General features: G+C 52.3%; 26 protein-coding genes. 19 read left to right on the forward strand and 7 right to left on the reverse strand.

Annotated elements, in window-relative coordinates:
* Window position 1 precedes the first annotated feature (1 nt).
* The 14 genes from P159_RS0110270 to P159_RS0110335 all read left to right on the forward strand — a co-directional run bounded on the left by P159_RS0110270 (window position 2) and on the right by P159_RS0110335 (window position 14116).
* Window positions 2–2206: an NHLP family bacteriocin export ABC transporter peptidase/permease/ATPase subunit gene (locus P159_RS0110270; protein WP_051650296.1), complete on the forward strand. Its 2205-nt coding sequence runs from the start codon at window positions 2–4 to the stop codon at window positions 2204–2206.
* 15 nt (window positions 2207–2221) lie between these two features.
* Window positions 2222–4942 (forward strand): NHLP bacteriocin export ABC transporter permease/ATPase subunit, encoded by a 2721-nt coding sequence (locus tag P159_RS0110275; RefSeq protein ID WP_051650297.1) that lies wholly within the window; start codon window positions 2222–2224, stop codon window positions 4940–4942.
* Window positions 4943–4982: 40 nt separating this feature from the next.
* A complete protein-coding gene (locus P159_RS0110280; protein WP_029543799.1) occupies window positions 4983–5555 on the forward strand; it encodes a sigma-70 family RNA polymerase sigma factor in 573 nt (190 codons plus the stop codon).
* 93 nt (window positions 5556–5648) lie between these two features.
* Entirely contained in the window at window positions 5649–5933 is a 285-nt protein-coding gene (locus P159_RS0110285) for a hypothetical protein (protein WP_029543801.1), read from the forward strand.
* A 26-nt stretch (window positions 5934–5959) separates the two neighbouring features.
* Window positions 5960–6148 (forward strand): hypothetical protein, encoded by a 189-nt coding sequence (locus P159_RS0110290; RefSeq protein WP_029543802.1) that lies wholly within the window; start codon window positions 5960–5962, stop codon window positions 6146–6148.
* Complete coding sequence (locus P159_RS0110295) at window positions 6129–7715, forward strand: radical SAM protein (protein ID WP_029543804.1); 1587 nt, start codon at window positions 6129–6131, stop codon at window positions 7713–7715. The genes P159_RS0110290 and P159_RS0110295 overlap by 20 nt, the downstream gene beginning before the upstream one ends.
* Before the next feature lie 18 nt (window positions 7716–7733).
* A complete protein-coding gene (locus P159_RS0110300; protein ID WP_029543806.1) occupies window positions 7734–7919 on the forward strand; it encodes a hypothetical protein in 186 nt (61 codons plus the stop codon).
* Window positions 7920–7987: 68 nt separating this feature from the next.
* Window positions 7988–9841, forward strand: coding sequence for a hypothetical protein (locus P159_RS19470; RefSeq protein WP_029543808.1), 1854 nt, complete (start codon window positions 7988–7990; stop codon window positions 9839–9841).
* 28 nt (window positions 9842–9869) lie between these two features.
* Complete coding sequence (locus P159_RS19475; protein WP_029543810.1) at window positions 9870–10091, forward strand: hypothetical protein; 222 nt, start codon at window positions 9870–9872, stop codon at window positions 10089–10091.
* Window positions 10092–10238: 147 nt separating this feature from the next.
* The gene (locus tag P159_RS18690) at window positions 10239–10574 is read left to right on the forward strand and encodes an STAS domain-containing protein (protein WP_051650298.1); all 336 of its coding nucleotides are present in this window, start codon (window positions 10239–10241) and stop codon (window positions 10572–10574) included.
* 15 nt (window positions 10575–10589) lie between these two features.
* On the forward strand, window positions 10590–11051 hold the full coding sequence (locus P159_RS19480) for an ATP-binding protein (RefSeq protein WP_080705976.1): 462 nt from the start codon (window positions 10590–10592) through the stop codon (window positions 11049–11051).
* Window positions 11052–11104: 53 nt separating this feature from the next.
* A complete protein-coding gene (locus P159_RS19485; protein WP_051650300.1) occupies window positions 11105–13303 on the forward strand; it encodes a SpoIIE family protein phosphatase in 2199 nt (732 codons plus the stop codon).
* Window positions 13304–13371: 68 nt separating this feature from the next.
* Window positions 13372–13740 carry a hypothetical protein gene (locus P159_RS0110330; RefSeq protein WP_029543817.1) on the forward strand — a complete coding sequence of 123 codons (369 nt, stop codon included), beginning with the start codon at window positions 13372–13374 and terminating at the stop codon, window positions 13738–13740.
* 130 nt (window positions 13741–13870) lie between these two features.
* A complete protein-coding gene (locus P159_RS0110335; protein ID WP_029543819.1) occupies window positions 13871–14116 on the forward strand; it encodes a DUF2624 family protein in 246 nt (81 codons plus the stop codon).
* A gap of 565 nt (window positions 14117–14681) precedes the next feature.
* Here the strand turns inward: P159_RS0110335 and P159_RS19980 are convergent.
* Window positions 14682–15290 carry a transposase gene (locus P159_RS19980; protein WP_185753706.1) on the reverse strand — a complete coding sequence of 203 codons (609 nt, stop codon included), beginning with the start codon at window positions 15288–15290 and terminating at the stop codon, window positions 14682–14684.
* Window positions 15291–15793: 503 nt separating this feature from the next.
* Here P159_RS19980 and P159_RS0110355 point away from each other — a divergent pair.
* Window positions 15794–16201 (forward strand): pyridoxamine 5'-phosphate oxidase family protein, encoded by a 408-nt coding sequence (locus tag P159_RS0110355; RefSeq protein ID WP_185753707.1) that lies wholly within the window; start codon window positions 15794–15796, stop codon window positions 16199–16201.
* 93 nt (window positions 16202–16294) lie between these two features.
* Here the strand turns inward: P159_RS0110355 and P159_RS0110360 are convergent, their stop codons facing one another.
* From P159_RS0110360 to P159_RS0110385, 6 genes are all read right to left on the reverse strand, one after another.
* A complete protein-coding gene (locus tag P159_RS0110360) occupies window positions 16295–16678 on the reverse strand; it encodes a hypothetical protein (RefSeq protein ID WP_029543825.1) in 384 nt (127 codons plus the stop codon).
* 100 nt (window positions 16679–16778) lie between these two features.
* Window positions 16779–17384, reverse strand: coding sequence for a sugar O-acetyltransferase (locus P159_RS0110365; RefSeq protein ID WP_029543827.1), 606 nt, complete (start codon window positions 17382–17384; stop codon window positions 16779–16781).
* A 261-nt stretch (window positions 17385–17645) separates the two neighbouring features.
* The gene (locus P159_RS0110370) at window positions 17646–19271 is read right to left on the reverse strand and encodes an IS1182 family transposase (protein WP_029542724.1); all 1626 of its coding nucleotides are present in this window, start codon (window positions 19269–19271) and stop codon (window positions 17646–17648) included.
* Between the two features lie 119 nt (window positions 19272–19390).
* Window positions 19391–19861 carry a hypothetical protein gene (locus tag P159_RS0110375; protein ID WP_029543829.1) on the reverse strand — a complete coding sequence of 157 codons (471 nt, stop codon included), beginning with the start codon at window positions 19859–19861 and terminating at the stop codon, window positions 19391–19393.
* A gap of 273 nt (window positions 19862–20134) precedes the next feature.
* Window positions 20135–20482, reverse strand: coding sequence for a single-stranded DNA-binding protein (locus P159_RS0110380; RefSeq protein ID WP_029543831.1), 348 nt, complete (start codon window positions 20480–20482; stop codon window positions 20135–20137).
* A gap of 13 nt (window positions 20483–20495) precedes the next feature.
* Window positions 20496–20831: a hypothetical protein gene (locus P159_RS0110385; protein ID WP_051650302.1), complete on the reverse strand. Its 336-nt coding sequence runs from the start codon at window positions 20829–20831 to the stop codon at window positions 20496–20498.
* Window positions 20832–21098: 267 nt separating this feature from the next.
* Here P159_RS0110385 and P159_RS20660 point away from each other — a divergent pair, with 267 nt between their 5' ends.
* Genes P159_RS20660 through P159_RS0110405 form a run of 4 tightly spaced genes read left to right on the forward strand, consistent with a single transcriptional unit; the run spans window position 21099 to window position 24524 of the window.
* Window positions 21099–21254 carry a hypothetical protein gene (locus tag P159_RS20660; RefSeq protein ID WP_185753708.1) on the forward strand — a complete coding sequence of 52 codons (156 nt, stop codon included), beginning with the start codon at window positions 21099–21101 and terminating at the stop codon, window positions 21252–21254.
* The gene (locus P159_RS0110395; protein WP_029543835.1) at window positions 21238–21903 is read left to right on the forward strand and encodes an ArdC-like ssDNA-binding domain-containing protein; all 666 of its coding nucleotides are present in this window, start codon (window positions 21238–21240) and stop codon (window positions 21901–21903) included. The genes P159_RS20660 and P159_RS0110395 overlap by 17 nt, the downstream gene beginning before the upstream one ends.
* Before the next feature lies 1 nt (window position 21904).
* Window positions 21905–22075 (forward strand): hypothetical protein, encoded by a 171-nt coding sequence (locus P159_RS20665; protein ID WP_185753709.1) that lies wholly within the window; start codon window positions 21905–21907, stop codon window positions 22073–22075.
* Window positions 22059–24524, forward strand: coding sequence for a hypothetical protein (locus tag P159_RS0110405; RefSeq protein ID WP_029543837.1), 2466 nt, complete (start codon window positions 22059–22061; stop codon window positions 24522–24524). Before P159_RS20665 ends, P159_RS0110405 begins: the two co-directional genes overlap by 17 nt.
* Window positions 24525–24608: the final 84 nt, after the last annotated feature.

The following is a 24608-nucleotide window of genomic DNA, read 5'->3' on the forward strand; positions in this document are numbered from 1 at the left end:
CATGGGCATAAATTTCTTTCAAAACAAATACCGTACCAAAGTCCCCACCGTCCTCCAGATGGAGGCCACGGAGTGCGGCGCGGCATCCCTGGCCATGGTGCTGGCCCATTATGGCAAGTGGCTGCCCCTGGAGAAGCTCAGGCAGGACTGCGGTGTGACCAGGGACGGCAGCAACGCCCAGAATATCCTCCGGGCCGCGAAAAATCACGGCTGCACCGCCAAGGGCTTTGCAGGCCGTCCAAACGTACTCAGGAAGAAGGAATATCCCCTGATACTCTTCTGGGAATTCAATCATTTTGTGGTGCTGGAGGGCATCAAGGGGGATACGGTGTATCTCAATGACCCAGCCATGGGGCGGCGCACCGTGGCCTGGGAAGAGTTTGTGGGCTCTTATACCGGCGTCTACCTTGCCATCCGACCAGGCCAGGGCTTCAAAAAAGAAGGGCATCGCTACAGCGTGGTGCAGGCAATTGCCGGGAGGCTCAGGGAGGACAACTGGGCAGTGCTCTTTGTGTCCCTTCTGGGGCTGGCCATGATCCTGCCGGGGCTGGCTGTGCCAGTGCTGAACCAGATTTTTCTCGATGATATTTTCTCCCTGAAGCATGTGGACTGGGTGAATAAATTCATTGGGGCCATGGTCATCACCATGGTGCTCCTGGGCATCATGACCACCATGCGATCCATGGTGCTGACCTACTGGCAGAAAAAGCTGACCCTGGCCGATTCTTCTGGCTTCTTCTGGCATGTCCTGCGCCTGCCCGTGGCCTTTTTCCAGCAGCGTTTCGCGGCAGATGTGGCCTCCCGCATCCAGTATAACGAGATGAATGCCGAGGTGCTGTCGAACCAGGCCGCCACATCCCTCCTGGATATGCTGGTAGCCGTCTTTTATCTGGGCCTGCTCTTCCAGTACAGCGTGCCTCTGACCCTTATCGGCGTGTCCGTGAGCCTGGTGAATGTGGGCGTCTTCCTCTATATGCGCCGCCGCCTGACGGATCTCACCATGCGGATGCAGCAAGATACAGGCAAGGCTTACGGCGTCCTGATGAGCGGCATCATGATGATTGAGAGCATCAAGGCCAATGGCAGCGAAAGCGATCTCTTCAATAAATGGGCAGGCTATCGGGCCAAAGTCCTGATGGCGACTCAGGAGCGGGATATGTGGTCACTCAAAGTGAAGCTCCTGCCCAGCATCCTTGTGGGGGTGAACAGCGCCATCATCATGACGGTGGGGGGCTTCTCCATCATGGAAGGGGTCATGACCGCCGGCATCTATACGGCGGTGAACACCCTGCTCGCGAAATTCCAGGAGCCCATGCAGAAGCTCCTCACCTTCGGTGCCACCCTCCAGAACACGGAAATGCAGATGCAGCGTCTGGATGATGTGCGGCGCTACCAAATCGACCAGCTGAATTATCCCGATGAAGGTCAGCAGATAACCTTCAAGGGCACCCGCCTCTCCGGGGAGCTTACGCTGCAGGACGTGTCCTTCGGCTACAGCCCTTTGGATCCACCCCTGCTGGAGCATTTCAACCTGCACCTCTTGCCCGGTCGCTGGGCGGCGGTGGTAGGCTCCTCCGGCAGTGGCAAATCCACCCTGGCCAAGCTCACGGCGGGACTGTATGAGGAGTGGTCGGGGCAGGTGCGCTTTGACGGGGTGCCGCGCCGGGAGATTCCCCGGGCTGTGATTGTGAACTCCATCTCCACGGTGGATCAGGACATTTTCCAGATCGAGGGCACCATACGGGAAAACATCTCCCTCTTTGACAGCGGCCTGCCCAAGGCTGACATCATACAGGCGGCCCGGGATGCCTGCATCGAGGAGGATATCCTGCGCCTCCAGGGTGGCTACGAGGCGAAGGTTTCCGAGGGAGGTCTGAACTTCTCCGGGGGTCAGCGGCAGCGCATGGAGATTGCCCGGGCCCTGGCCACGAATCCCTCCCTGCTGATATTGGACGAGGCCACCAGTGCTATCGACCCCATGACGGAGCAGAAAATCCTGGAGAACATCAGGAGACGGGGCTGTTCCTGCCTCATCGTGGCCCATCGCCTTTCCACCATCCGGGACACGGATGAAATCATCGTGCTGGAGCATGGCAAGGTGGCGGAGCGGGGCACCCACAGGGAGCTTATGCAGCATGAGGGGGCTTACCGCCGCCTGATTGAGGAACGGGAACAGGAAGATACAGGCGAGCCGACACTGGACTAAAAGAAGGTGAGAATATTGATAAATCTTGTTGCGGGAGAGCGTTTCCGCCTGCCGGATGAGCCGAAGCTTTGGCGGGTGGCGGCGGGGAAGGTGGAAGTCTACGCCGTTACCCGCAAAAACATTTCTTTTCGGCAAATATTTTTGACAGAACTCAGTACAGGGGAAGCAGCCTTTCCGCCCCTGGACGAATTTGGGGAAATCGACTTCCTGCTCTATGGGGCAGAAGATACCTCGCTAGAAGAAATTCCCTTTGATAATATGACGGCAGAGGAACTTCATCCCCTAATGAAAGTGTGGTTTTCACATCTGCTGCTGCTCTCCTGGGTGCGCCTGATGGCCGACCGGGGCGACGAGATACTGAAAACCTGGTCTGATGGCTCGGTGCTATCCGGCAAGGAGCATAACCACGGAGAACTCATCGAGGACTTTGAGGAAAACGAAAGCATCTTTTCCATGCTGCTGGGCACCCGCTTCCAGGCTCAGGACGAGCTGCTCTCCCAGAGGATGGAACGCCGCGCCCAAAAAGAGCGACGTATTGTGGATGAGACCATAGCCGACCTCCTGGATGAAGAAGTAGTGCCGGAGGCGGAGGAGAGCGGCAGCGTCAAGTTCGAAACGGCGGTGTTTCTGGTGCGTGCCGCCGCCAAAGCCCTGGGCATGTCGGCGGCGGACATCCACATCGCGCCGGAAATGGTCCAAAGGCTGGATCAGCTTTCCCTTATCCGCCGTTTGACGAAAAAGGGGGGCATGGAACTGCGGCTGGTGAAATTGCAGAAAGACTGGCACACCGGCGACAGCGGCGTGATGATCGGCTACTATGGTGACAAGGCTGAGCCTGTGCTGCTGAAGCCAGTCACGCCGGAAAGCTACCTGCTCGTCACTCGGGAAAATCCCGGCGGCATTCCCGTCACGGAGGAAGTGGCCGCCCGCCTTTCCCAGGATGCCATGCTTTTCTACGCGGGACTGCCCGCCAGGGTCCTCTCCCGCCTTGACCTCTTTAAATTCATGCTGCGCCAGAACTGGCGCACGGATGCCAAGACCATCGTAGCCGTGAGCCTTTTGGCGGGGCTGATTCCCATCATCACCCCGATTATCACTGAGACCATGTTCTCGGACATCATCCCCATTCTCGACCGCAAGGGGCTGGCCACTGTCACCCAGGTGGCCATGGTGGCAGGCTTCACCACGGCGGCCCTCACAGCGGTGCGCTCCGTGGCCATCCTGCGCTTTGCCCAGAAGGGGAGCATGGCGGCGGAGGCGGCGATGCTCTCAAGGCTCCTCTCCCTGCCCGTGGGCTTTTTCCGTAAGCTTTCCTCGGGGGAGATGGTAGCGCGGGTGACGGGGCTGTCCCTGATACAGACCTTTTTGACCGGAGAAACCGTGGGAGTCATCTTTTCCTTTCTCTGCTCCTTTTGGAGCCTGGGCCTCATGTGCTGGTACAGCCTGAAGCTCACCGCCGTGGCGGTGGCAGTGTGGCTGGTGTATCTCCTCCTCAGCTTCCTCATCCTGTCAAAGCTCGTCAGGGCGGAGCGGCTCAAGACCACCGCCACCAACCAGACCTCCGGCATCCTGGCCCAGATCTTCACGGGGCTGGTGAAATTCCGGGTGAAGGGGGCGGAGTCCCAGGCCTACCGGCTCTGGGGGAGAAAATTCGCCGAGGAATGGCGGGCAAACTATGCAGCCCGCTGGCAGAAAAACTACGGCACCATCCTGGCCGCCGTGCAGCCCATCCTGCTTGCTCTGCTCGTTTACTATGTGGCACTGAAGGAACTGGCTGCCGGGTCGGGCAGTACGGCGGCCGGGGCGGCGGCAAGCCTTTTCGCCGCTGATGAGCCTATGACGGTGGCGAAGTTCCTCGCCTTCCAGTCCGCCTATACGGCCTTCAATACCTCCCTTGCCGCCGTGATTCCCGTGATCGAGCAGATGTCCGTCATCCTTCCCCTGCTGGAGAATCTGAAGCCAATCCTTGAAACCGCACCGGAGAGCGGCGAGGAAAAGGTGGAGGCCGATGTGCTCTCCGGGGCACTGGAGGTGAAGAACCTGACTTTCGCCTACCGGGAGGATACCCCCAATGTCTTAAATGATGTGAGCTTTCGCATTGCGGCGGGGGAACACGTGGCCATCGTGGGCAGATCCGGCTGCGGAAAGTCCACCCTCATCCGCCTCCTCTTGGGCTTTGAATCCCCTAAAAGCGGCGCGGTGTATTACGACGGGCAGGATCTTTCTGAGCTGGATCTCCCTTCGGTGCGCTGCCAGCTGGGGGTGGTGCTGCAGAATGGCCAGCTCATGACTGGGGACATCTTCCACAACATCATCGGTACCAACGACCTCACCCTGGACGATGCCTGGGCAGCGGCAGAGGCGGCGGGGGTGGCAGATGATATCCGCGAGATGCCCATGCAGATGAATACGGTGGTCAGCGAGGGCAGCACGAATATTTCCGGCGGGCAGCGCCAGCGCATCCTGATTGCCAGGGCCCTGGCCATGAAGCCTGCCATCATCATCTGCGACGAGGCCACCAGCGCCCTGGACAACCGCACCCAGGCCATCGTGACCAAGAGCCTGGATCGCCTGAAAACCACCCGCATCGTAGTAGCCCACCGTCTCTCCACCATTCGCCACGCCGACCGCATCATCGTCTTGGAGGGCGGCCGCATCGCCGAAAGCGGCACCTTCGAGGAGCTGACGGCAAAGGGCGGGCTGTTCGCTTCCTTCGTGAAGCGGCAGGTGGCATGAATAAAAGCGACAATACAGATTCTGCAAAGGATGATGCTAAGTGCCCTGTGATTCCAGCTTGACGCTGTTTGAGGACATGTACCAAAAATATTTCCGGCGCATCTACAACTACGCCTATATGCGGCTCCTGAGCCGGGAGGCGGCGGAGGACGCTGTGCAGGATGTGTTTCTGGCGGCTTTTGCGGCTCTGGACAGGTTTGCCCCCACGCGGGGCCTGCGGGAAGGCGGGACATACTGTCTCCCCGCCGACAACAGACCATCCATGGCCGTGGGCAGCGGCGGGGCGTGGCTCTCGAAGATTGCGGCCAATCGCGTGACGGACTTGCAGAAACGGGCCTATAGCTACCGCGAAGTCAGCGTGGGGGAAGTGCCGGAGGCGGCCTTCGAGGACACTTTTGACGAGGGGAGAACCCTCAGGAATCCTGTCAATCAGCGGGTTTATCGCATCCTGAAAAAATTATCCGAGGGAGAGCGGGAGCTTTTGGCTCTGCGCTATGAAATGGAGCTGACCAACGAGGAAATCGCCGAGCACATGGGGCTGAGCGTGAACGCAGTCAGCCATCGCTACAGCCGCCTGCTGGCAAAGTGCCACCGGATAGACGGGGAAACATGAAAAATTTTCAAGAAAAAATTGCCAAAGCGGCATTTTGGGGCGGGGTGTTTCGTATATATAAGCGAAGGGGTCATATTAGGGAGGTGAAGAACCGTGTCTCAAAGGGATGAGAGAAGCGGAAGCGAGGTCATGGACAGGCTTTTTGGCGGAGCCGATTTTGCCGCCGAAAACGAAGGGCTGGAGGAGCGTCTGCGGGAGCGCATACTGGGACGGCTGGCGGACGCAGGAGCGCGTCCGTATGCGTCCATAGAATCAGAGGAGGAGCGGGAACTGGGACGTGAGGAGTTTTCTGTTTTTGTGGCGGCAGGGACAGGCGCAGATGCCGCAGCGAAGAAGGCGCGGATGCTGGAAATTGCGAAATCTTGGCTCTCTATATAGACAGATATATTGAGAAGGTTTTCATCATGGCAAAATTCGACATGAAGGAATTGACGAAGGAGCAAATCCAGAAGCTGGTGGCCTGCGAAACCGCTGAGGAGCTGATGGCGGCGGGGGGCGGTTTTTCGAACTGGACGGGTTGTTTGTCTGGTGAAAAAAACACAATGAAGGAGGAATTTTGGTGGGAGCAACACTATGAGAATAAGCACCTATGAAATCATTTTGCCACTGGTGGAGGGCGAAAAAAAAATCGAGGATAAAGCCCTGCTGGTGAACGGCCTCTATTTCTCCTTTGACGTGGTGGCAAAGGAGGAGGCAGACAAATTCGTGGCAGGGGACTTCGCCGCTCTCCCCATCGCCCTGCGGGAGTGGCTGCTCGGGAGGGGGCATCTCACGCGCAAGAGCGAGGCGGAGGAAATCGCCGACATGAAGCTCCTTGGCCGTATCCATCGCATGATTCCGGCCCGGGCAGGTCTGGGCGTTGTCATCATACCCACCTACGACTGCAATTTCCGCTGTCCCTATTGCTTCGAGCAGCACCGCCTCAAAAAGGGGCAGGAGTGGCTCTCAAGCACCATGAGCCATGAAATGGTGGAGGCGGTATTTGCCGCCATTGAGAGCTACAAAGCCAGGGGGTACTCCCTGGGGTACTGCACCCTCTACGGCGGGGAGCCATTCCTGGCGGAAAACATCCATGTCCTGCGGGAAATCGCCGGGCACGCCAAAAAGCTGGGCCTCACATTGGACGCCATCACCAACGGCTATGACCTGGAGGCCTACCTGGACTTTATGGAGGAGTACGACTGCAAGCAGCTGCAGGTGACGGTGGACGGCGTAGGGGAGGTCAATGACCGGCGGCGCATCCACAAGGAGGGCCTGCCCACCTATGACCGTATTTTAAGCAATGTAGAGCTGGCCCTGCAACGGGGCATATCCATCAGCCTGAGGGTGAATGTGGGGCGCGAAAACATTTCCGGCATGGGGGCGCTTATCGAAGACCTGCGGGGGCGGGGCTTCATGGACAGGGAAAAAGAGCGTGTCGCCGAGGAGGAAAAATTGCGGGAAACCGGCGGGAAGCCTGAGCGGGGGAGATTTTCCTATTATTTCAAGGCCACCAACAATGACCGGCATCCCGAAAACAATATCACTGAGCAGGACATCATTGACGAACTGATGAAAAACGGCTTCACCGCCATGGAAGCCATCGGGCTGCAGAGCCAGTACAGCGGCCCGGAGCAGGTGCTCGGGCAGATTTTTGCGAAGAAAGCGCTGCCACAGCCCTCTCCCACATTTTGCGGCTCGGAGGCGGGGATGCTGGTCATCGACCCCTTTGGCAAGCTCTATCCCTGCTGGGATGTCGTGGCGAAGGAGGACACTGCCGTGGGCTTCACCGATGAGCAGTCCGGGCGTTTCCTGATGAGCCTCACGAAGGCTAAGTGGCGCACCCGCACCTCGGATATCCTGCCCGCCTGCCAGTCTTGCCCCTACGTCTTCATCTGCCGGGGCGGCTGCGCCTCCCGGGCTTTCGCAGAGCACGGGAGCTATTTCCGGGAGCACTGCGGCGAGGCAAAGGAAATCTTCGCCTTTGTGGCCTCCAGGGTGGCCGGGGAGGCATGGGCGAAGAACCATGAGAGCGAGCTTTCCCTCTCCCTGGCAGGACCCCTCTCGCGCCTGACAGAGGCGGAGCGCAAAACCCTCACGGAGTCCCGCAGCCAGAAGGAAATCTTCACTTGCCTCAAGGCGGCGGGGCTGTGGGGGGAGAGTGAGCAAGAAAATTCATGATGAGAGGATGTGTTACCAATGGCAAACATCAACATGAAAGAACTGACGAAGGAGCAAATCCAGAAGCTGGTGGCCTGCGAAACCGCTGAGGAGCTGCTGGCGGCGACGAAGGCCGAGGGGCTGAAAAATGCGGCGGGTGGTCGGATGCCTCCGTGCCCAAAACACCGCCCCTGTAGCGAACGAGAATGGTTTGCGGGCTGGTGACAATGCTGTGTAATTGATCGAGCTGGATGATGAGGAGCTGAAGGTTCACTTATTTGAGGGTTTATTTTATGAATGTACAGGAACTTCCGGCCAAAGCATTTCTCTCCCATCTGCGCCGGCACCCAATCCCTGAGATTATGGACGAAGCGTGTGAGGCCGCCTTGTCCGCCGTTCTAAAAGAATACGGCGACACCATTACTCACGGTGCGGGACTTGAGGTGCGCCTGGGGGAGGAGGCGCGGTATGTTGACTATATCATGGCCATAGACCATGACGATATTCCCCATATTCATTTCCTGTGGTTCGAGCTTGATTACGGGGAAATCAGGAAGGCCCAGGAGACAGGAACGAAGATCACGCCCTGCCTGTTTGCCAACACAGATTTTGGCGAGGGCAGCAGGGAGAAATGGGATGAGTTTCTGCCGGCTTTCTTGGGCGAGGAGCGGGCCAGGTGCCTGCGCCCCGCCTTTGACCGGGTGCTTAGGAACTTGCCCGAGGGGGCGTACCCCAAGCAGGTGGGCACCATGACTGGCCGGGGGGAACTCCACATTATGCGTTTGGTGATTTTGTTCCCCGACTGGGACTCTATCCCCGAAGGGCTTGTCGCCATCGGCTGGCAGGGGGATCCCGATGCCCTCAGGAAGGCGCTCCTGCCCTGGCGGGAGACGAATAGCATTGCCGTGAATATCGACCTGGGGGAAAAGGGGGTACTGCCGAAAATCGGCATCGAAGTCTTTTCCCGCTGGCGGCATCCACTGATTGTGGATAAAGCCATCGCCAGGCTGGAAGCGGCGGGGCTGTGCCTGCCCTCCAAGGCCGAGGCCCTGCGCCGCTGGATCCGCATCCGCCCGGATGGCGACCCCTTCATACAGACACTGATTGCTTATTTCAAGCTGAACTACAAGGACGGGGAAATCACCGAGGCGAAAGCCTACCTTGAGCAGTCGCCCTATATACACCACCATTATTTTGATGCCTATGAAAGACCAGTCTATGTGGAAATCATGGTGAAGGATAAGCAGCATACCCTCCCCATAGGCACGGCCCTGCAATGGCTCTATGAGTGTGAGGCAAACCGGGTGGGGCAGGTGCGTATCACCGGGGATGTGACGAAATACAGACACCTTGACCGTATTCTGGAGGAATGCAAAGTCCAGAGCTGTGACGAAGGGAAGAAAATCCGCGCCGTGGTGGAGCTTGCCGGGGGAGCGTCGGCGGCGTGGCTGGAAAAGGCCATAGAGGCGGGGGCGGACAGTTTTATCATTGACATCCAGGGAGATGATGATGATAAAGCTGTTCTGACGCTGAAAAATCTCCGTGACATTGGAGTTAAGAAGGTGGTGGCAAGATGGCTGATGCACTCCGGCAACGCCGATAAACTTCTGAAGGTGATACAATGCACGGAAGAATTAGGCCTTAGGGAATTGATTGTTACCGGCATGAAACCGGGGCAGGAGGTTAAAGCACCGACCCGCGAACAGCTGACGCAGGCGGCGGCAATAATAAAAAAATGGCGGTCAGGGCATCATGTTGGGGAAGGCAGAGAAGAATCTGCCGAGCTTCCGGTTGGGCAGGAGATAATGGAACTGACGGTTGACAGTTGCTTTTCCCAGCTACGTGCTTTTATGGAGGGGCGCGACCCCAAAAAAAACGGAAACCGGGGCATAGAGCGAGGCTGCACGGCGGGACGGGACCACTTCTGCCTCCTGCCCTCGGGCAAGGTCACGCCCTGCCTGTATTTGAACTGCCTGGAGGAATGGGGCAGCCTGGCCACGTATTGGGAGGAGTCACCTGCCCTGAAAAAGCTGCGGGATAACAGCGGCTGTGCTGAAGGATGCAAGGCTTGTGTCTACAGGCGGCGCTGCTTGCCCTGTCCGGCAGTGCAGGAGAAAATCGCATTCTGCCCCGTCAGGGCAGAATGATTTCAATGAAATCAAGGAGTAATTTACCATGGCAAACATCAATCTGAAGGACCTGACAAAAGAGCAAATTGAGAAGGCAATGGTTTGCGAGACCGCCGAAGAACTGATGGCGGCAGCGAAGGCCGAGGGGGTTGAGCTGACCCGGGAGGAAGCAGAGGCGTATTTGGCGAGGACAGCTGAATGCGAGCTGGACGAGACAACGTTGAAGAGTGTGGCTGGGGGTGGGGGTGGTATCCATGTCTGGCACTAACGCTGTGCAACTCTAGGCTGAAAAAATTGCGGGACGGTGGCGACTGCACCTACAGGCGGCGCTGCCTGCCCTGCCCGGCAGTTCCTTCCTGCCCCGTTGGCAATGTAGAATAAATGTAGAACAGTAGAAGAAAAAGGAGAGATTTTCATGTCAGAAGAATTCACATACGCAACTTCCGAAGGCCCTAATGGCTGGACTATTTGGCAGGTAATTGGCCGGATTGATGTGTCCACCGCTGATGAAGCCTATGCCAGTGGTGAGGAAATCGTGAAAGGCAATGAGAAAATTGCCATTGACTTGTCCACGCTTGAGTATATCTCCAGCGCAGGACTACGGGTGATCCTGCGCCTCAATAAACTGGCCAAGAAATCCGGACACAAGCTCACCGTCTGCGGTGCGTATGGCATGGTGAAATCAGTCCTGAAGGACAGTGGCATGGATGTGCTCCTGGCGGCGAAGGAATCTTTGGACGAGCTTTCCTGACGGGGGGAGGGGAACATGATGACAAATCCCGGCATGGCAGCACAAACTGTCAGCCAGACTGACGGAAACTGGCGGCGCTATGATGCCGAACTGAAATTTTATGAGCACATCAAGAATGATATCCTGCGGGAGGCCGAGGCTGCGGGCATGTCCCCGCAGCAGGAATTCAGGCTGGAGCTTGGCATTGAGGAAATAGCGGTCAATATCATCAGATATGCTTACAAAGACCCCGGCTATATGTTTGTACGGACTGATTCCGACGGTGGGAACTTCCGTCTGGAGTTCGTAGATCACGGTTTTCCTTTTGACCCCCTGGCCCAAAAGATGAAGCATGGGGAGGTACCTACAGATGACCAAGATGAGGGAGGCTACGGCATTTTCCTGGTGAAAAAGAATTTTTCCTCCGTTGTATACCGGCATGAGGAAATGTTCGATGCCATGGCCAATCATCTTATCATGGAGCTGCCTTTGTCATAAGTGCCGGCAGCAGTTCCCAAGGGGTAATCACGGTTTCTTTGAGGAAATTGAATATGAATAGCTTGACAGAAAAAATCGTAACAAGACTCAATAAAATGCAAATCCGACAAAGAATGATGTTTATCGTAATTTCCACAAGTGTAATCAGCTTGGTTGTATTGTCGTTGATAACCCTGTTCAGTACCTTTGGCATAAGGGACATGGCGATAGAAAGCGGTCAAAAGATCGGCAAGCAGGCTTCAAATGACAGCTCAGAAATATTAAGAGAGCAAAAGGAACATGAATTATTAGCTACTGCTAAAGATCGTGCCGATTTTATCAATTACATGATGAAGGATCTTGGGCGCAATACCCAGCGAATAGCAAAAGTAGCGACAACAATGCTGCAGCGCCCCAATGAATATGCAGCGGAGCCTTTGTTTTATCCGGATCAAATCAAATTAGAGGGATTAGTTACTTATTTGCAGTATGCCGATCCCGGAAAAGAGGTAAATCCGGAAGAAGTAGAAAGGCTCTCAAGCATACAAAAAGTAATGGTGCAGACCATAGAATATAACCCCATGATAAGCGAAGCATGCCTAGCATCAAAAGCAGGTTTTGAAATCAGCGCACAGGATTTCAATCAATTTGATAATAGTACGGGCAAGAGCTGGTCAATGCCACGGTATTTCAATTATTTCAAATTAGACTGGTATAAAAATGCTTTGCAAGCAGGGGAGGTTGTGTTTTCAGACGCACGCATGAATGCGTTGGATGGCTTCGGAAATATCGTTTTTCATTACTCTGCACCCTACTATGACGCAAGGGGAGAGATAGCTGGAGTAATAGAGTGTGAAGAAAATATTGGTACGGTAAACAAAGTCGTTTACGAAGCCGATACACAGGAAATGGGATTTTATTTTGTAGTTGATAAAAATGGGCATGTGTTACTGGATAATTCAAACAGCAATACGGCTGATGATGAATTGGCAGTGACAATGAAAGATTTAAGAGAAAGTGCAAATGAGGACCTGGCGGAACTTGCAAAAGCAATGACAGCCGGAGAAACAGGATTGAAGCAAGTAACCATTAACGGAGCAGAACATTATGTAGCCTATGCGCCGGTAACAGACGTTAACTGGTCATGCGCAGAAGCGATAAGTGTTGATGAAGTTTTGGGGCCGGTAGAGAAAAATGACAAAATCATAAAAGATATAGCGGCTGAAAATGTTGATGTGATGAATGCCCACATAAAAAATACCATACTGATGATGGCATTCATTATTTTTGCGTTGCTGACCGTAGTGATATATATAGGCCGCAGGTTGTCCGATCGTTTTGTAAGACCGATAAGGGAACTGTCGGACGGTGTGCGCGAAATCACCAGCGGCAACTTTGACAAGAAACTTGAGATAACGACGGGGGATGAAATCGAGCATTTGGCAATCTGCTTCAATGCTATGACGGATGAACTCAAGGCGTACATCGATAACCTGTCCCGGGTGACGGCAGAGAAGGAAAAAGCCGCCGCCGAGCTAAACATTGCGAGAAATATCCAGGTGGGGGCGCTGCCCCAGGATTTTATGACAGACCGGGAAGAATTTCAAATCTATGCGACCATGGATGCCGCCAAGGGTGTGGGCGGCGACTTTTACGACTTCTACATGACGGATGAGAACCATCTGGTGGTGACCATTGCCGATGTGTCCGGCAAGGGCGTGCCGGCGGCGCTGTTCATGATGCGGGCCAAAACGACACTGAAGAATCTGGTGCTCATGGTGGGTAGCCCCGATGATTTCGGCGCTGTCATGACCCTGGCCAATCAGGAACTGTGCCGGGACAACGAGACCATGATGTTCGTCACGGTATTTATCGCCCAGCTGGATTTGGTTACGGGCGAGCTTATCTATGTGAGCGCCGGACATAACGCTCCTTGCCTGCGTGAAAATGGCAAGTTCCGCTATCTGACGCAAAAGAAAAATCGCATGATGCTGGGGGTGGAGGAGGATGTCATGTATGAAGCCTATCGCCTCACCCTCCGTCCCGATGATATGCTCTTTCTCTACACGGATGGCGTGACGGAGGCCATGGACAAGGAAAAGAATCTCTATTCGGAGGAGCGGCTGGAAGAAACATTGAATAACATCGATGGCAGCCTCTCCGTGGAGGAAATCCTGGCAGAAGTGCGAAAGGATATAGAAGTTTATGCAGAGGGCGCAGAGCAATCTGATGACATTACCATGCTGGGAGTGAGATTTCTGGGCAAAAAATAGCTTTTCTCAAGTTAAACTTCAACCTTAGATTTGTAAGGGATTGGCTATCTGGAAACGGAGTTAAGATTATGAAGAATTCCATCAAGGCACGAGTTTTGCGCATGCTGTTTGCTTTTGTGGCCGCCATTCTCGTGATTTTAGGATTAGGGTCGCTTTACGGCATGGAGCAAAGCAAGGAATTCGCTTCCAGCTATGTGACAGATGTCAGCAACGCCGCCATAGACAACAGCGCCGGTGTCATTGTTTCCATGCGGCAGAATGAACTTCTGCTGACAGTGGAAAAAAATGCTGAAGAGATTGGGGATTTCACCGACGAAGTACGCCGTGACGTAAGGCTGCTGCAGCTGGAGATGGAGCGGATTTGGGCTGACCCGGAGGGCTATGGGAGGACACCGGTTCCGGCGGCGACAGAAGATCAGGCTCTTGTCACTCCATGAGAGATATCAGCAAGTCAATTTACTTACAGCCGTAGATTTTCTGCGGCTAATATGTTATAATATAATTAAATACCGTCCGTTTAATCGTCGAAATGATAGTTTTTATTTAAAAAAAAGAGGGGGTACTGAAATGTCAATTAACAAAAATGAAGTCACAATGGAAATGATTAAAAAGGCGATGGACTGCGAGACAGTAGAGGAACTCATGGCGCTGGCGAAAGCGGAAGGTATTGAACTGACGAAGGAAGAAGCTGAATCATATTTGGCGGAGCTGGAAGACTTCGAGTTGGACGGTGATATGCTGAAACGGGCAGCGGGTGGTGGCGGCTACGCTGACCTCTGCTGGAGCAACACTAAGCCGATATTAACGCAGTGAATGAATGCAATTCGAGAACGAGCCCCAGCGGCGACCACTGGTAAGAAATTCTTACCTCAAAATTTTTCAGCGCGTCGACGGGGGCAAACATAGAGCAAAAAAACCTTTTGGAAAACGAATCCTAAACATAAATAGAAATTCACGGTTCCCTGCTTATCTCAATAATAAGCAGGGAGCTGTTTTTTGCCTTAAAGACTTTGATGCCTTCATATAGGACTGGAAAAACGTAATATTGGAGGATGTGGCTAAAAATGGGCGCAGAATTCCCAGCCCTTGAAATACTATTTTTTTTCAAGGTTCAGTTGTTGTCATGCCAGGCATCTACGTGGATAACGGATATTATGGCGAATAATCGGATATACCACATCATGGAAGAATGGTGATGGCCTTCTTCCAGAAGCCCGTCAATTTTTATGCGTTTGTTTGCCCTTTCAGCAGAGGTGCGTTTATTGTAAAGCACCTTCCATTGAGGCGAACCCCGTGGAGGATCGCAGAAAAGTCGTGGATCATCTTTCAGGCTTATGTTTACAACACGTCCATAATTGGATTTGGTACAAGGATTGAGTCACATACAGAGTCTTTCAGCATATTTTGTCATGGGACAAATATACTTGGCTCTGTACCGTTTCTTATCAGTACCGTTAGGCCTCATAGGGAGTCCCAATGGACAAATTGGTACACCATCAGGGCCGATGGTATACCCTTTGTCTTCTGGAGTTTGGACGCCACGAGGATTCAGGTCAATGAAGGGAGTTATGTTGTGTTTTTTACACATTGTGTAGATGGCACCTGCATCGTGTGCGGCATCGAGGATTAAAGCAGAAATGTTCCAGTCAGCAAAAAATGTCTTGAGGCAGGCAAGTCCATGCAACATAGCAGGAAGGTCATGGCGGGAGGCATGTTCTAGAATGGGGAATACAGGCAAACCGGATTCAGCATCTGTGAAGAGGTAAAGATTGTAACCGTAGAAAAATAAGTTTCTGGACGAATCCCATCCCCAGTTAACATCGGGCTGAGAGAACCAGCGTTTATGGTTGCAATTAGCGAAGCCATTTTTATGACAATCGCAGGTCGAGTGGCTACGTTCACGATTTGAAACTTTGACGGGCGTGCCGTCACCGCTCAGCAACATATTGTTGATATCAATGATTTGTCTGTGCACCGAGCCAGCCATGAAAACTATATTGAAGATTTCAAATATAACATGCAGCTTGGGATTTAGGAGGCCGCCGGCTTTATGCTCTTCGAAATACTTAATGATGGCGGCAGCGTGATCTTTGTTAAAATTTGGAGACTTGTCGCCAGTAGATTTACCTTTTGGTGGTTTGCTTTTACGGTAACGTTGATGAGGCTAGAAATTGTTAGATCCCGGCCACAAGCGGTGGAAAAAGTCGTAAAAAGAAGCATAAGTTGGTATATGTCCAGGAGTGAAGCCAGACAGTACTGCAACGCATTCATCTGTGTGAAGGCGTTCGGCCCAGCCAACGAGTGAAGTTGATTTGAGCCATATGGAAAGGAGGTAGGAACGCAGCATAGAGGAAGGCAGCCATGCGGGACGGCCTTCCTCTGAGTAGAAAGGGACGCATGATATCGTCAACTGGCGAAAGGTCAAGAGATTGGAGTTTGGTGGCGAGTTTGCGCATTTTTTTCTTGAAGCGTTTGAAGCGCTTGTTACTAATGTGTTGGGAACGCATTGGCATACAGGGAGAAATCCATCCCTATGTTGTCCCGGTTTCATTCGGGGTGGAAGTTATGGATGAGGTGCCCGTGGTCTATTTCCACTGCGCAAAGCAGGGCCTGAAGATTGATCTGCTGGAAAAACACCCGGAGGTATGCGTGGAGGGAGATATCTTCTATAAGGTGGAGCAGACGGAACAGGGGATAACTACCCGTTACGAGAGCATAGTTGGTCAAGGTCGATGTGAGTTCCTGACGGAGCTGGATGAGATTAAGCGGTGTCTGCGGCTTATCAATGACCATTATGGCTACAATGACTATCCGTTGGATAGATGCAGGGGACTTGCTCACTTGAGGATTGGCAGGATTGCACTTCAGGAAATTACAGGAAAGAGAAATTTGGCATAGATTGTTAATGCGGGCAAAAGAAAAGAGACTTTGGAGTGTGCCAATGCTTGTGCGATAGGCGTTGGACTTCAAAGTCTCTTTGTTTGTGTGCTCTTAGAGGTGGGAAGGAACTTCCAGTTCCGGGGTAGCGGAGGTCATGGTCTTGCTTGTTTGCAGGCTTGAAATGTCCACATTATAAGCACTGCCAAAGCGAAGGTTCATTTCCTCATCTGTGGGAGGCGGTGTCTGTGGCTTCTGAAAGGTCTGAGGCCTATCAGGCTCAGAGTTTATCTGGGCCAGCTTTACTTCTGCCTGGGAAAGCTTCTGGTAATCCTGATAGAGTTTTCCAAGGTCGGCTGGGTCATCTGAAGAGGTGAGGCTGGCAATGTCCTGCTCATAATGGCTCTTTTCCAGAATCAGCTTCTGTTTCAAATCATTGTGAGGAGGGAAAGGCTGTGTCTGCCAGTACTGCCCGGCAGAGCTGATGCTTATGGGCATGTGAAACATCCTTTCTGTGGTAGCAAAGGTAATATCCTAAAATCCGTTGGGTTAATTGTATCGGAAGTTGGGGGGAGTGGCAAGAGACCAGACAAAAGATTTACAGAAGTTCTGCAGGGATTCGCTTGTCCCTGAAGTAATATTGACGCTCATGTTCGCCAATCGTGCGCAGTACCTTGCAGGGGTTGCCTACGGCCAGAACGCCGGAGGGCAGATCCTTGGTCACGACGCTCCCTGCACCAACAACAGTATTATCGCCAATGGTTATGCCGGGCATGACCATGACTCCGGCACCCAGCCAGCAATTTTTGCCAATGTGGATGGGGGCGTTGAACTGATACCCCTTAGCCCTCAGCTCCGGCAGCAAGGGATGTCCCCCCGTTGCCAGCACCACGTTGGGGCCGAACAGAGTATTGTCGCCCACGTAGATGTGGGTGTCATCTACCATAGTCAGATTGAAGTTGGCGTAGACATTCTTGCCAAAATGTACATGGTGGCCACCCCAGTTGGCGTGGAGGGGAGGCTCTATATAACAGCCTTCGCCGATTTCTGCAAACATCATGCTCAGAAGCTCTGCACGTTTCGTGCCTTCTGAGGGGCGGGTGTTGTTGTAATCGTATTGTAATTCCAGGCAGCGTTCCTGCTCCCGCATGATATCCGGGTCAGTAGGCAGGTAGAGTTCTTCTGTGTGCAGCTTGTCCCTCATGGTGGATACCTCCTATTAGAACACGTTTTCCTAAATACTATTATAAAGTCAGCTGAAAATAATAGCAATGCTTATGTAATGATTTGTAATATCGTAGCGCAGTTTTCGGGGCTGTTGCATGAGTGTAATTCCACTTATGCACAGCCCCTTTTCCTTGTTGATGTATAAGAAGTTCCTATTCGTTGTAAAATCCACTAAAAATGAGCACAAGATACCAGGCGGTCTAAAAATCGCCTTTTTTCTTGTGCTCTTATTTTGTATTCAGGCTGCGTTATTCACAGGGAACAGGTGCTGGCCTGCTCTGTCTGACTGGATTTTGCAGTGCAGCTTTTGAATATTGTAAGCCATAGCCACCAGCATGATCTCAACAAGGACATTTGCTGTGCCGCGGCTCAGGAACCTTCGGAAATTCATGTCCGCCTTCATCATTGCAAATGCACCTTCTGCCTGTATGCTTCGGTTTATGCGCAGTTGTACTCCTTCTTTTGAGGTTATACGTTCCAAATCTTCCTGACGTTGGCGCAGAAACTGTTTGGATACTTCAAAGTGCTTGGTTCTCTCCTCCAGCGGGGTCTTGCAATGGTTTCCGTGTATGCACTGGCTCTTCAGCGGGCAATTGCCGCAATCCGCAGAACTGTAAAGGGTTATATTTCTTTTGAATCCTGTCCGGCTGCTGCGTACGAATTCCTTTGCAGCTGCAAGCTTCCTGCCCTGGGCGCATAAATAGGCATCTTCTTCTGGCAGATAGGTCATATTCTCCCTGCGCCCGATATCCTTTTTCCATTTTCTTGTCTTGCTCTTCTCATAATTGCTGGGCTTTATGAAGGCGCGCTGCCCGTTGGTCTCAAGATAGAGGTAGTTCTCTTCGCTTTCGTATCCTGCATCCGCAACCACATTGGGATAGCGGCGCTGCAGATGTTTCTCCATATCCTGAAGGAAAGGAATGAGTGTGGTTGTATCTGTAGGCTGGGGACCGACCGATGCCCATGTGATGAATTCAGAGTCCGTACCGCACTGGATGTTGTAGGCGGGCTTAAGCTGGCCGTTCTTCATGGCATCTTCCTTCATGCGCATGAAGGTGGCATCCGTGTCTGTCTTGGCAAAGCTATTGCGGTTGCCTAGAATGTGCAGATATGTATTGTATTTTTTGAGCCGGGCAATGAACTCGTCCAGCTGCTCCATTGTTTTCTGCAGGGCAGTCTTGCGCTTGCCCGTTCCCTTGACGAAGATGATGTCCTGCGCCTTCTGGCATGCCTTGAGCTTGCGGCGGAGCTTTTTGAGGTGCCTGACATGGATTTCATCGCCGTAATGCAGAGAAAGCGTGAACGCTTCCCTGGCTTTGCTGACAAAGGCAGGAAGCTTTGCCATGAGCTTGGCTTTGTTTTTAAGGACAGCCTTCTTCCAGACAAATTTATACTTGTTGGAGAAAGACTCAATCTTTGTTCCGTCAATGAAGATGTCTTTAAGGGAAATGACACCGAACTGTTCAAGCAGGAAGTCCATCTGGGCAAACAGTTCCTTGATGCAGGGGGCCAGATGTTTGGAACGGAATCTTGAGATGGTAACATGGTCAGGGGCCGGCTTGCCTTCCAGCAGGTACATGAAGTTGATGTCCCTTCGGCAGGCAGTCTCGATCCTGCGTGAGCTGAAAATATGGTTCATTCCGGCATAAACAAGGATGGCCAGCATCTGCCTGGGCGACGCCAGATTTCGATCTATCCTTTGATAGGTCTCCTCCAGTGACTTTATATCCATACCTCCAATGCAGTGGCGAAGCAGGCGGACGGGGTCATCTTTGCTAACCTGAAATTCAAGATTTAAGGGGAGAAACAGTTGATAATTCTCTCCTAAAGACGTATACTCTTTCTGTGAATTTGGTTTTTGCATACCTAAATTCTACACCTAATCCCGGGGCTTGAATGTCCCGGGATTATCTTTTTGCATAAAAAATGAGGCTGCTGCACGTTTGGATTACGTGCAACAGCCCCGTTCGTCATCGCCTGGTGTTATGCAGCTTTCATCCCCAGCCACTTGGCGTAGTGTGGGAGCCTTGCGTAGCGCCTATCCTGCATCAGCTTATCGTGAACCTCCCGTTCGCTGAGGTTCCTCCAGCGTCCCTCGTCATACCTGTAGTTCTCCAGGGAGTCCAGGGCTTTTTCCGTCAATATCTTCACTTCAAAGAGGCTGGAGCCGTCATGGTCAGTGGTACGGATGAAAAGGTGGCCTCCTTCATCGTAGATTTCAACGTCATCGGCGCACTGTATGAGCTGAGAGAGCAGGAGATCGAAGATGCCGGTCTTGCCAGCAGGGTACTTGCCGTCCCAGCGTCCTACGGTTCCCTGCATGATAACCTGCCCGTCAACGGCGTTGTTTTTGAAGAAGTCTGTGAGCAGATTTCTCTCGCACTCCCAGATTTCCATGGCTTCCTCAGGATTTTCAAGGTAGTCCCAGCTGTTAAAAATAGTGCTCTTCTTCATTGTTGTCTCCTCCTGTGCAGAAAAAATCATCAGAACTGAATTCGGTGCTCTCATAAATATCAAAGATAATCCAATTGGGAACAATATTATCTGCTCTGGCAATTCCTCATATGAAGGGGTTCTGTCCTCGACCTCAGCCATATGCTCAGTGAGGTAGTTTTGTTTCAGTTCAAGCATTTGTTCGTGGGTCAACTCCGTAACCGTCATGAAATTAACCTCCTCTGGCTTCTTGGGTAGCGAGAATTATGCGGTTATCTCGCATTCCTATGTGTTTCAATCCTTTTTCTTGGGTGTGAGAAAATCCATCCTGTCCACAATGACCTCCATATCGAAACGGCGGTGGCCATTCTTGTCAGTCCAGCGTTTGGTTTTAAGTTTGCCGGTGATGCCAATGCGTGAACCTTTGGCGAGATGGTCTGCCATGGTGATAGCCAGCTGACTGAAGCCAACGATGGGAATGAAGTCGGCAGTGGGCTTCTGGTCAGAGTTCTTCTTTGAGCGCTGCTTGTCAACAGCCAGGACGGAGGAGGCTATAACGATAGATTTCTTGCCACCGTCTTTGTCATAGATGTTGAAGGAGATATCACTGGCCAGGTTGCCAATCAGGCTGACTTTGTTCATGGTGTTTTCCTCCTCAGTAGATGGCACGTTCAAGTATGATGCCGTATTCCATCAGATTGTTGGCTGATATTGGATCTTCAAAGAGTATGCGGTCTCTTACCTTGTCCAGGTCATAAGGCTCGATTTCTACGCCACCAAGTCGATACTCTTCCATGATGTGTCCCAGCAGTGCTTCCCGTCCCGCCTGAGTGTCGGTGTACACCTCCTCACTGTAGCTTCCCAGGATGGAATTTGTACTTTTCATCAGATTGCAGTTGTAGAACTCATATCCGGTGTCAACGTCCATGGTGTGCTCCTTTCTGGAGGCCCTTGCCAGCCCCTCTGCCAATTTTCTTTTTTTGACGGACATGAAATACCACCGTAGAGAATGAAGGGCAAGGACGCCCGCAGGGTGGCGCAGCTTTCCTTGCCCGGAATGAGCGAGGTGGTATCATGGCAAGGCAAAAAAAGAACCTGTAATCACAGGCTCTTGTGGTTTTTGTAATCTATCTGCAATGTGGTTGGGAGCAATGCTCTTGCAATTCTGTGTTATTTTATCGGGGCTGGAGAAAGTAAACTGAAATTAGATAAGAATCAGGAATAATTTAGCTGCATTAGAGGTGAGGAGGAGATAACTATGAGACACGGACATTTGGCACTGCCGGAGGGGCTTGATGAGGATTTGTATGGGAGCTATTGCCCGGAGCTTGACTGGCTTACAAGCGATGAGCTGGATAGCTTGCTGGATGGGGACATGGAAAAGGAGATGATGACATATGGCCTGGCAGAGTGACAAGCTGAAGGAAGCTCATAAGGAACTGGTGGACAAGGTAATAAAGGACATGGAGGAGGGAAAGGTTTTTTTCTGGGATTCGGAGCACTTGGGGCATTCGCCCAGGAACATTGACTCCCAGATAGTGAATGGCAGAGAAACCAAACTCTATCACGGAAAGAATAAATTCATCTTGTCATTTATTTCAATTGCTAAAGGATATAAGGACAGCCGCTGGGGTACTTATAATGCCATAGCTGCCGCAGGTGGTCAGGTTCGTAAGGGTGAGAAGGCAACTCTGGTAGAGGTCTGGGTTTGGGATAAGCCCGTAAAGCATAAGAATCCCAAGACCGGGAAATGGGAAACCGTATATCAGAAGGAATACAAGTATTACATGGACATGAGGCCTGTAAGTCCCGGGGCGGTACCCAAGGGGTTCATCCGCTTCGATGAAGATGATTTTGGAGGCAGGTACGGGGCTATCTACTACAGGGGCAAGCTTACAGACAAACAGGTGGCTGACTATGAGTTGATACCTGCCTGGGAGCGCGACAAGACGATGTGCAACGCGGAGCTTGCAGGAGGCAGGAACACGTCCATTGACCCCAAGGAGAAGCTTCTGAAAGAATTGGAGAAATCTCCCTTCAAGGGTTTGGCCAAAGGAGCATGATATGAAGCAGAAAAAGTATTTGGACGAGGCTTATCTCATGAAGGAAGCAGCCGAGGAAATGGGCTTCGACTATGAGGAAAACGAGCGTCTGCTGGGAGAGGCTGACAGGATAGAGAAATCAGTGACAGAAGCAAAGTCTGGAGAGGTGGCAGAAAATGGCAACCTACCGTGATATCTTTGACACACGGGACAGGCTGAATCCCAAGATCGTGGAACGGCTTAGGAAGTATGGCAATCTGGAGCCACCGGGCATTTATGGTCGCCCATACAATGGTGGGGCCAAGCATGGACAGGAATATCCACTGTCCAGAGCCAATTACCTGCGGCTGGTTACCATGCAGGATGATGAGCACAGGTATAAAGATCCACGCTGGGTGTGGCAGGAGACTGCCAGAAAGAATGGCTGGAAGCTCAAGCCTACCGCCAGGGCTGCGCAGCTTGAGGTGTACCGCAGAGGTGAAGACGGCAAATCGGTGCCGGAACTGTGGACTTTCTACAACGTGGAAGATTTTAAGAACTATCCCTATGAGCCTCTGGAGGTAAAGGGGGATAGGCCGGAAGATTTCCGTCAGGCCATAGGCATCCTCAAGGACAATGGCATAGATATATCATGGAAGGCGGGCAGTGAGCAGATTTTTGCGGCTGTCAAGCAATATGCCAAGGAGCGGGGCGAGGACGAATTCTCCGCTCCCATGACGGCCCATCTGTTTTTGAAGACCAATTACCTCAGCTACGATTATGAGAAGAATCCACTGTATACTGAGGCCCAGCTTAAGAAGCTCGAGTATAACACCAAGATTATCTTTGCGGCCATCAAGCGGGCGCAGAATCTCTATGACAAGCTGGAAAGCATACAGGAGAAGGTTCAGCGTCAGGAACAGGCTGTGACAGAAGCTGCCCGGGGCAAAGAGTTTGAGCCGAAGGTGCCGGAAGTGGCCAGGAATGGCCTCTTTCAGGATTTGTATGTGGATTTTGCCTGGAGCGAGACTCCTATCCGCAATGAAAAAGGGGAACCCTATAAGGAAGGTATTCACCTTAACGGCGAAGATGCCTATAAATTCCTGGCTGCCTTCAATGCGCTGGACAAGGAGGTTTTCAATGACAAGCTTCGGGGCTTTATGGGCTATAATAAGGTCAAGATGGCTATTTCCTATGGCAAATACCATGAGACTGAATATCGCATAAGGGAGCTGGGCAAGCTGAATTTCAAAAATGAAGCCAGCCTGGCCCGGGGGCTGGAGAGGCATTTCAATGCCTACAGGATTTCGCTGATTGAAATGCCGGAGCTACGGCAGAGCTTACTGCGGAAGAATCAGGGGCTGACAGACGAGCATATAGTTGAGAACTGCCAGGAAGCAAATGAGTTCTGCAGCAGGGAAATGCAGAAGATGCGGGCAGAGGAAAATCTATATCTGGAAATGCATCCAGAGATTCAGGCCATCAATGCCCAAAAAGCGGATACATTCATTTATGTGGTAAAGAAGGAAGATTTCAAAAGGATGCCCTCAGCTTATATCCTCTCTGCCCAGCTTGAGGAGTCTGCAGAATTGCAGGTGGCAGAGAAGTCCGGGGACTATCATGTGTTTAGAGAGGGCATGGGAATAAAAGCTGATGAAGTGGCTTTTGAGTCGTCAAGGCCAATAAGTGCCATGAAGGATAGCAGGATGCCTGTCTACATGGCCTTGGGCGTGGAGGATCAGGTAGCCTTCGTCAATATGCTGGGCAAGCTTAAGCTGGAGGTTACAAATACCGGGCCTATCATGGAGGGGCATGCGCCATCCAAGATGAAGTACTGGGGCATGTCGGCTATAGACGAGCTGGCCAGGCTCAAGCAACGGGACTTGGAAGCAGCCAGGCTGGTCAATGACTGGGGATTCATTGACAGGAAGGTAGTGGAGCAGCAACATCTTGTCTTGAGTTATGATGGCAAGAATTTGACTGAGATTACCTTTGAAGAAGGTTGTGGCAGACTTACAGGAGAGGCTTTGGGGCTTAGGCAAGTGGCAGAGGAGAACCCGGAAATCAAGGCAGTGCTATCATGTGCAGTCAAAATGAAAGGGGGAGCAGATTCCCCGGAAATTCGCGCACTGGTCAATGATGAGCAGGTTACACTGCCTAGTTTCGAGGAACGCCGGGATAAGGTGCTGGCAGCTAAACCAAACAGCCATGCCCTTAACAGAGACTGGTACAGGTACTATGAAAAGGCGGCTTTGCAGGATCTGACGGCTGCAACTAAGGAAGAAGTCATGGCTGGCATGGTGAAAATCATGGAGAAGGACGGACTAAGGCCCGTAAAGATAGCCAATATAGCTAGGACGAATCCGGGATTCAAAAATGATTTGCTGCCGGTGAAAGTGTACGGTGCGAGCAAGTCGAAGAGTGCTGGCGGCGAGAAGTCTGCCAGTACAGCCAGGGACGCTGGGAAGCATGCTGGTCAGAATCTGACCATGGAGGAGCAGGCAAACCGGGCGGCCAGGGAGGCAACAAAGAAGGAGCAGAAGGATCTCATCAAGGTTGCGGCTAAAGAAGCCCAAAAGAAAAAGCTCTCGCCGAAGGAGAGCTTGCTGCAGGGAATTGAAGGAGGAAAGGGGCAGGAGAGGAAGATGGAGATGGGGAAGTAAATATTATTTTGGAAGGCTGGCTGTTTGAGGTCAGCCTTTTTCATAGAGCTTCAAAAGGAAATCGTGCATTGAATGGAGAATAAC

It is taken from the genome of Selenomonas sp. AB3002 (genome assembly GCF_000702545.1).
GTDB classification, from domain to species: Bacteria; Bacillota; Negativicutes; order Selenomonadales; family Selenomonadaceae; genus Selenomonas_B; species Selenomonas_B ruminantium_A.

What these genes read in the sequence shown, in the direction of transcription:
- P159_RS0110270 (WP_051650296.1), top strand. Translation starts at nt 2, where the DNA reads ATGGGCATAAATTTCTTTCAAAACAAATACCGTACCAAAGTCCCCACC.
- P159_RS0110290 (WP_029543802.1), top strand. Translation starts at nt 5,960, where the DNA reads ATGGCAAAATTCGACATGAAGGAATTGACGAAGGAGCAAATCCAGAAG.
- P159_RS0110295 (WP_029543804.1), top strand. Translation starts at nt 6,129, where the DNA reads ATGAGAATAAGCACCTATGAAATCATTTTGCCACTGGTGGAGGGCGAA.
- P159_RS0110300 (WP_029543806.1), top strand. Translation starts at nt 7,734, where the DNA reads ATGGCAAACATCAACATGAAAGAACTGACGAAGGAGCAAATCCAGAAG.
- P159_RS19470 (WP_029543808.1), top strand. Translation starts at nt 7,988, where the DNA reads ATGAATGTACAGGAACTTCCGGCCAAAGCATTTCTCTCCCATCTGCGC.
- P159_RS19475 (WP_029543810.1), top strand. Translation starts at nt 9,870, where the DNA reads ATGGCAAACATCAATCTGAAGGACCTGACAAAAGAGCAAATTGAGAAG.
- P159_RS18690 (WP_051650298.1), top strand. Translation starts at nt 10,239, where the DNA reads ATGTCAGAAGAATTCACATACGCAACTTCCGAAGGCCCTAATGGCTGG.
- P159_RS19480 (WP_080705976.1), top strand. Translation starts at nt 10,590, where the DNA reads ATGATGACAAATCCCGGCATGGCAGCACAAACTGTCAGCCAGACTGAC.
- P159_RS19485 (WP_051650300.1), top strand. Translation starts at nt 11,105, where the DNA reads ATGAATAGCTTGACAGAAAAAATCGTAACAAGACTCAATAAAATGCAA.
- P159_RS0110330 (WP_029543817.1), top strand. Translation starts at nt 13,372, where the DNA reads ATGAAGAATTCCATCAAGGCACGAGTTTTGCGCATGCTGTTTGCTTTT.
- P159_RS0110335 (WP_029543819.1), top strand. Translation starts at nt 13,871, where the DNA reads ATGTCAATTAACAAAAATGAAGTCACAATGGAAATGATTAAAAAGGCG.
- P159_RS19980 (WP_185753706.1), bottom strand. Translation starts at nt 15,290, where the DNA reads ATGGCTGGCTCGGTGCACAGACAAATCATTGATATCAACAATATGTTG.
- P159_RS0110355 (WP_185753707.1), top strand. Translation starts at nt 15,794, where the DNA reads ATGTGTTGGGAACGCATTGGCATACAGGGAGAAATCCATCCCTATGTT.
- P159_RS0110360 (WP_029543825.1), bottom strand. Translation starts at nt 16,678, where the DNA reads ATGCCCATAAGCATCAGCTCTGCCGGGCAGTACTGGCAGACACAGCCT.
- P159_RS0110365 (WP_029543827.1), bottom strand. Translation starts at nt 17,384, where the DNA reads ATGAGGGACAAGCTGCACACAGAAGAACTCTACCTGCCTACTGACCCG.
- P159_RS0110370 (WP_029542724.1), bottom strand. Translation starts at nt 19,271, where the DNA reads ATGCAAAAACCAAATTCACAGAAAGAGTATACGTCTTTAGGAGAGAAT.
- P159_RS0110375 (WP_029543829.1), bottom strand. Translation starts at nt 19,861, where the DNA reads ATGAAGAAGAGCACTATTTTTAACAGCTGGGACTACCTTGAAAATCCT.
- P159_RS0110380 (WP_029543831.1), bottom strand. Translation starts at nt 20,482, where the DNA reads ATGAACAAAGTCAGCCTGATTGGCAACCTGGCCAGTGATATCTCCTTC.
- P159_RS0110385 (WP_051650302.1), bottom strand. Translation starts at nt 20,831, where the DNA reads ATGTCCGTCAAAAAAAGAAAATTGGCAGAGGGGCTGGCAAGGGCCTCC.
- P159_RS20660 (WP_185753708.1), top strand. Translation starts at nt 21,099, where the DNA reads ATGAGACACGGACATTTGGCACTGCCGGAGGGGCTTGATGAGGATTTG.
- P159_RS0110395 (WP_029543835.1), top strand. Translation starts at nt 21,238, where the DNA reads ATGGCCTGGCAGAGTGACAAGCTGAAGGAAGCTCATAAGGAACTGGTG.
- P159_RS20665 (WP_185753709.1), top strand. Translation starts at nt 21,905, where the DNA reads ATGAAGCAGAAAAAGTATTTGGACGAGGCTTATCTCATGAAGGAAGCA.
- P159_RS0110405 (WP_029543837.1), top strand. Translation starts at nt 22,059, where the DNA reads ATGGCAACCTACCGTGATATCTTTGACACACGGGACAGGCTGAATCCC.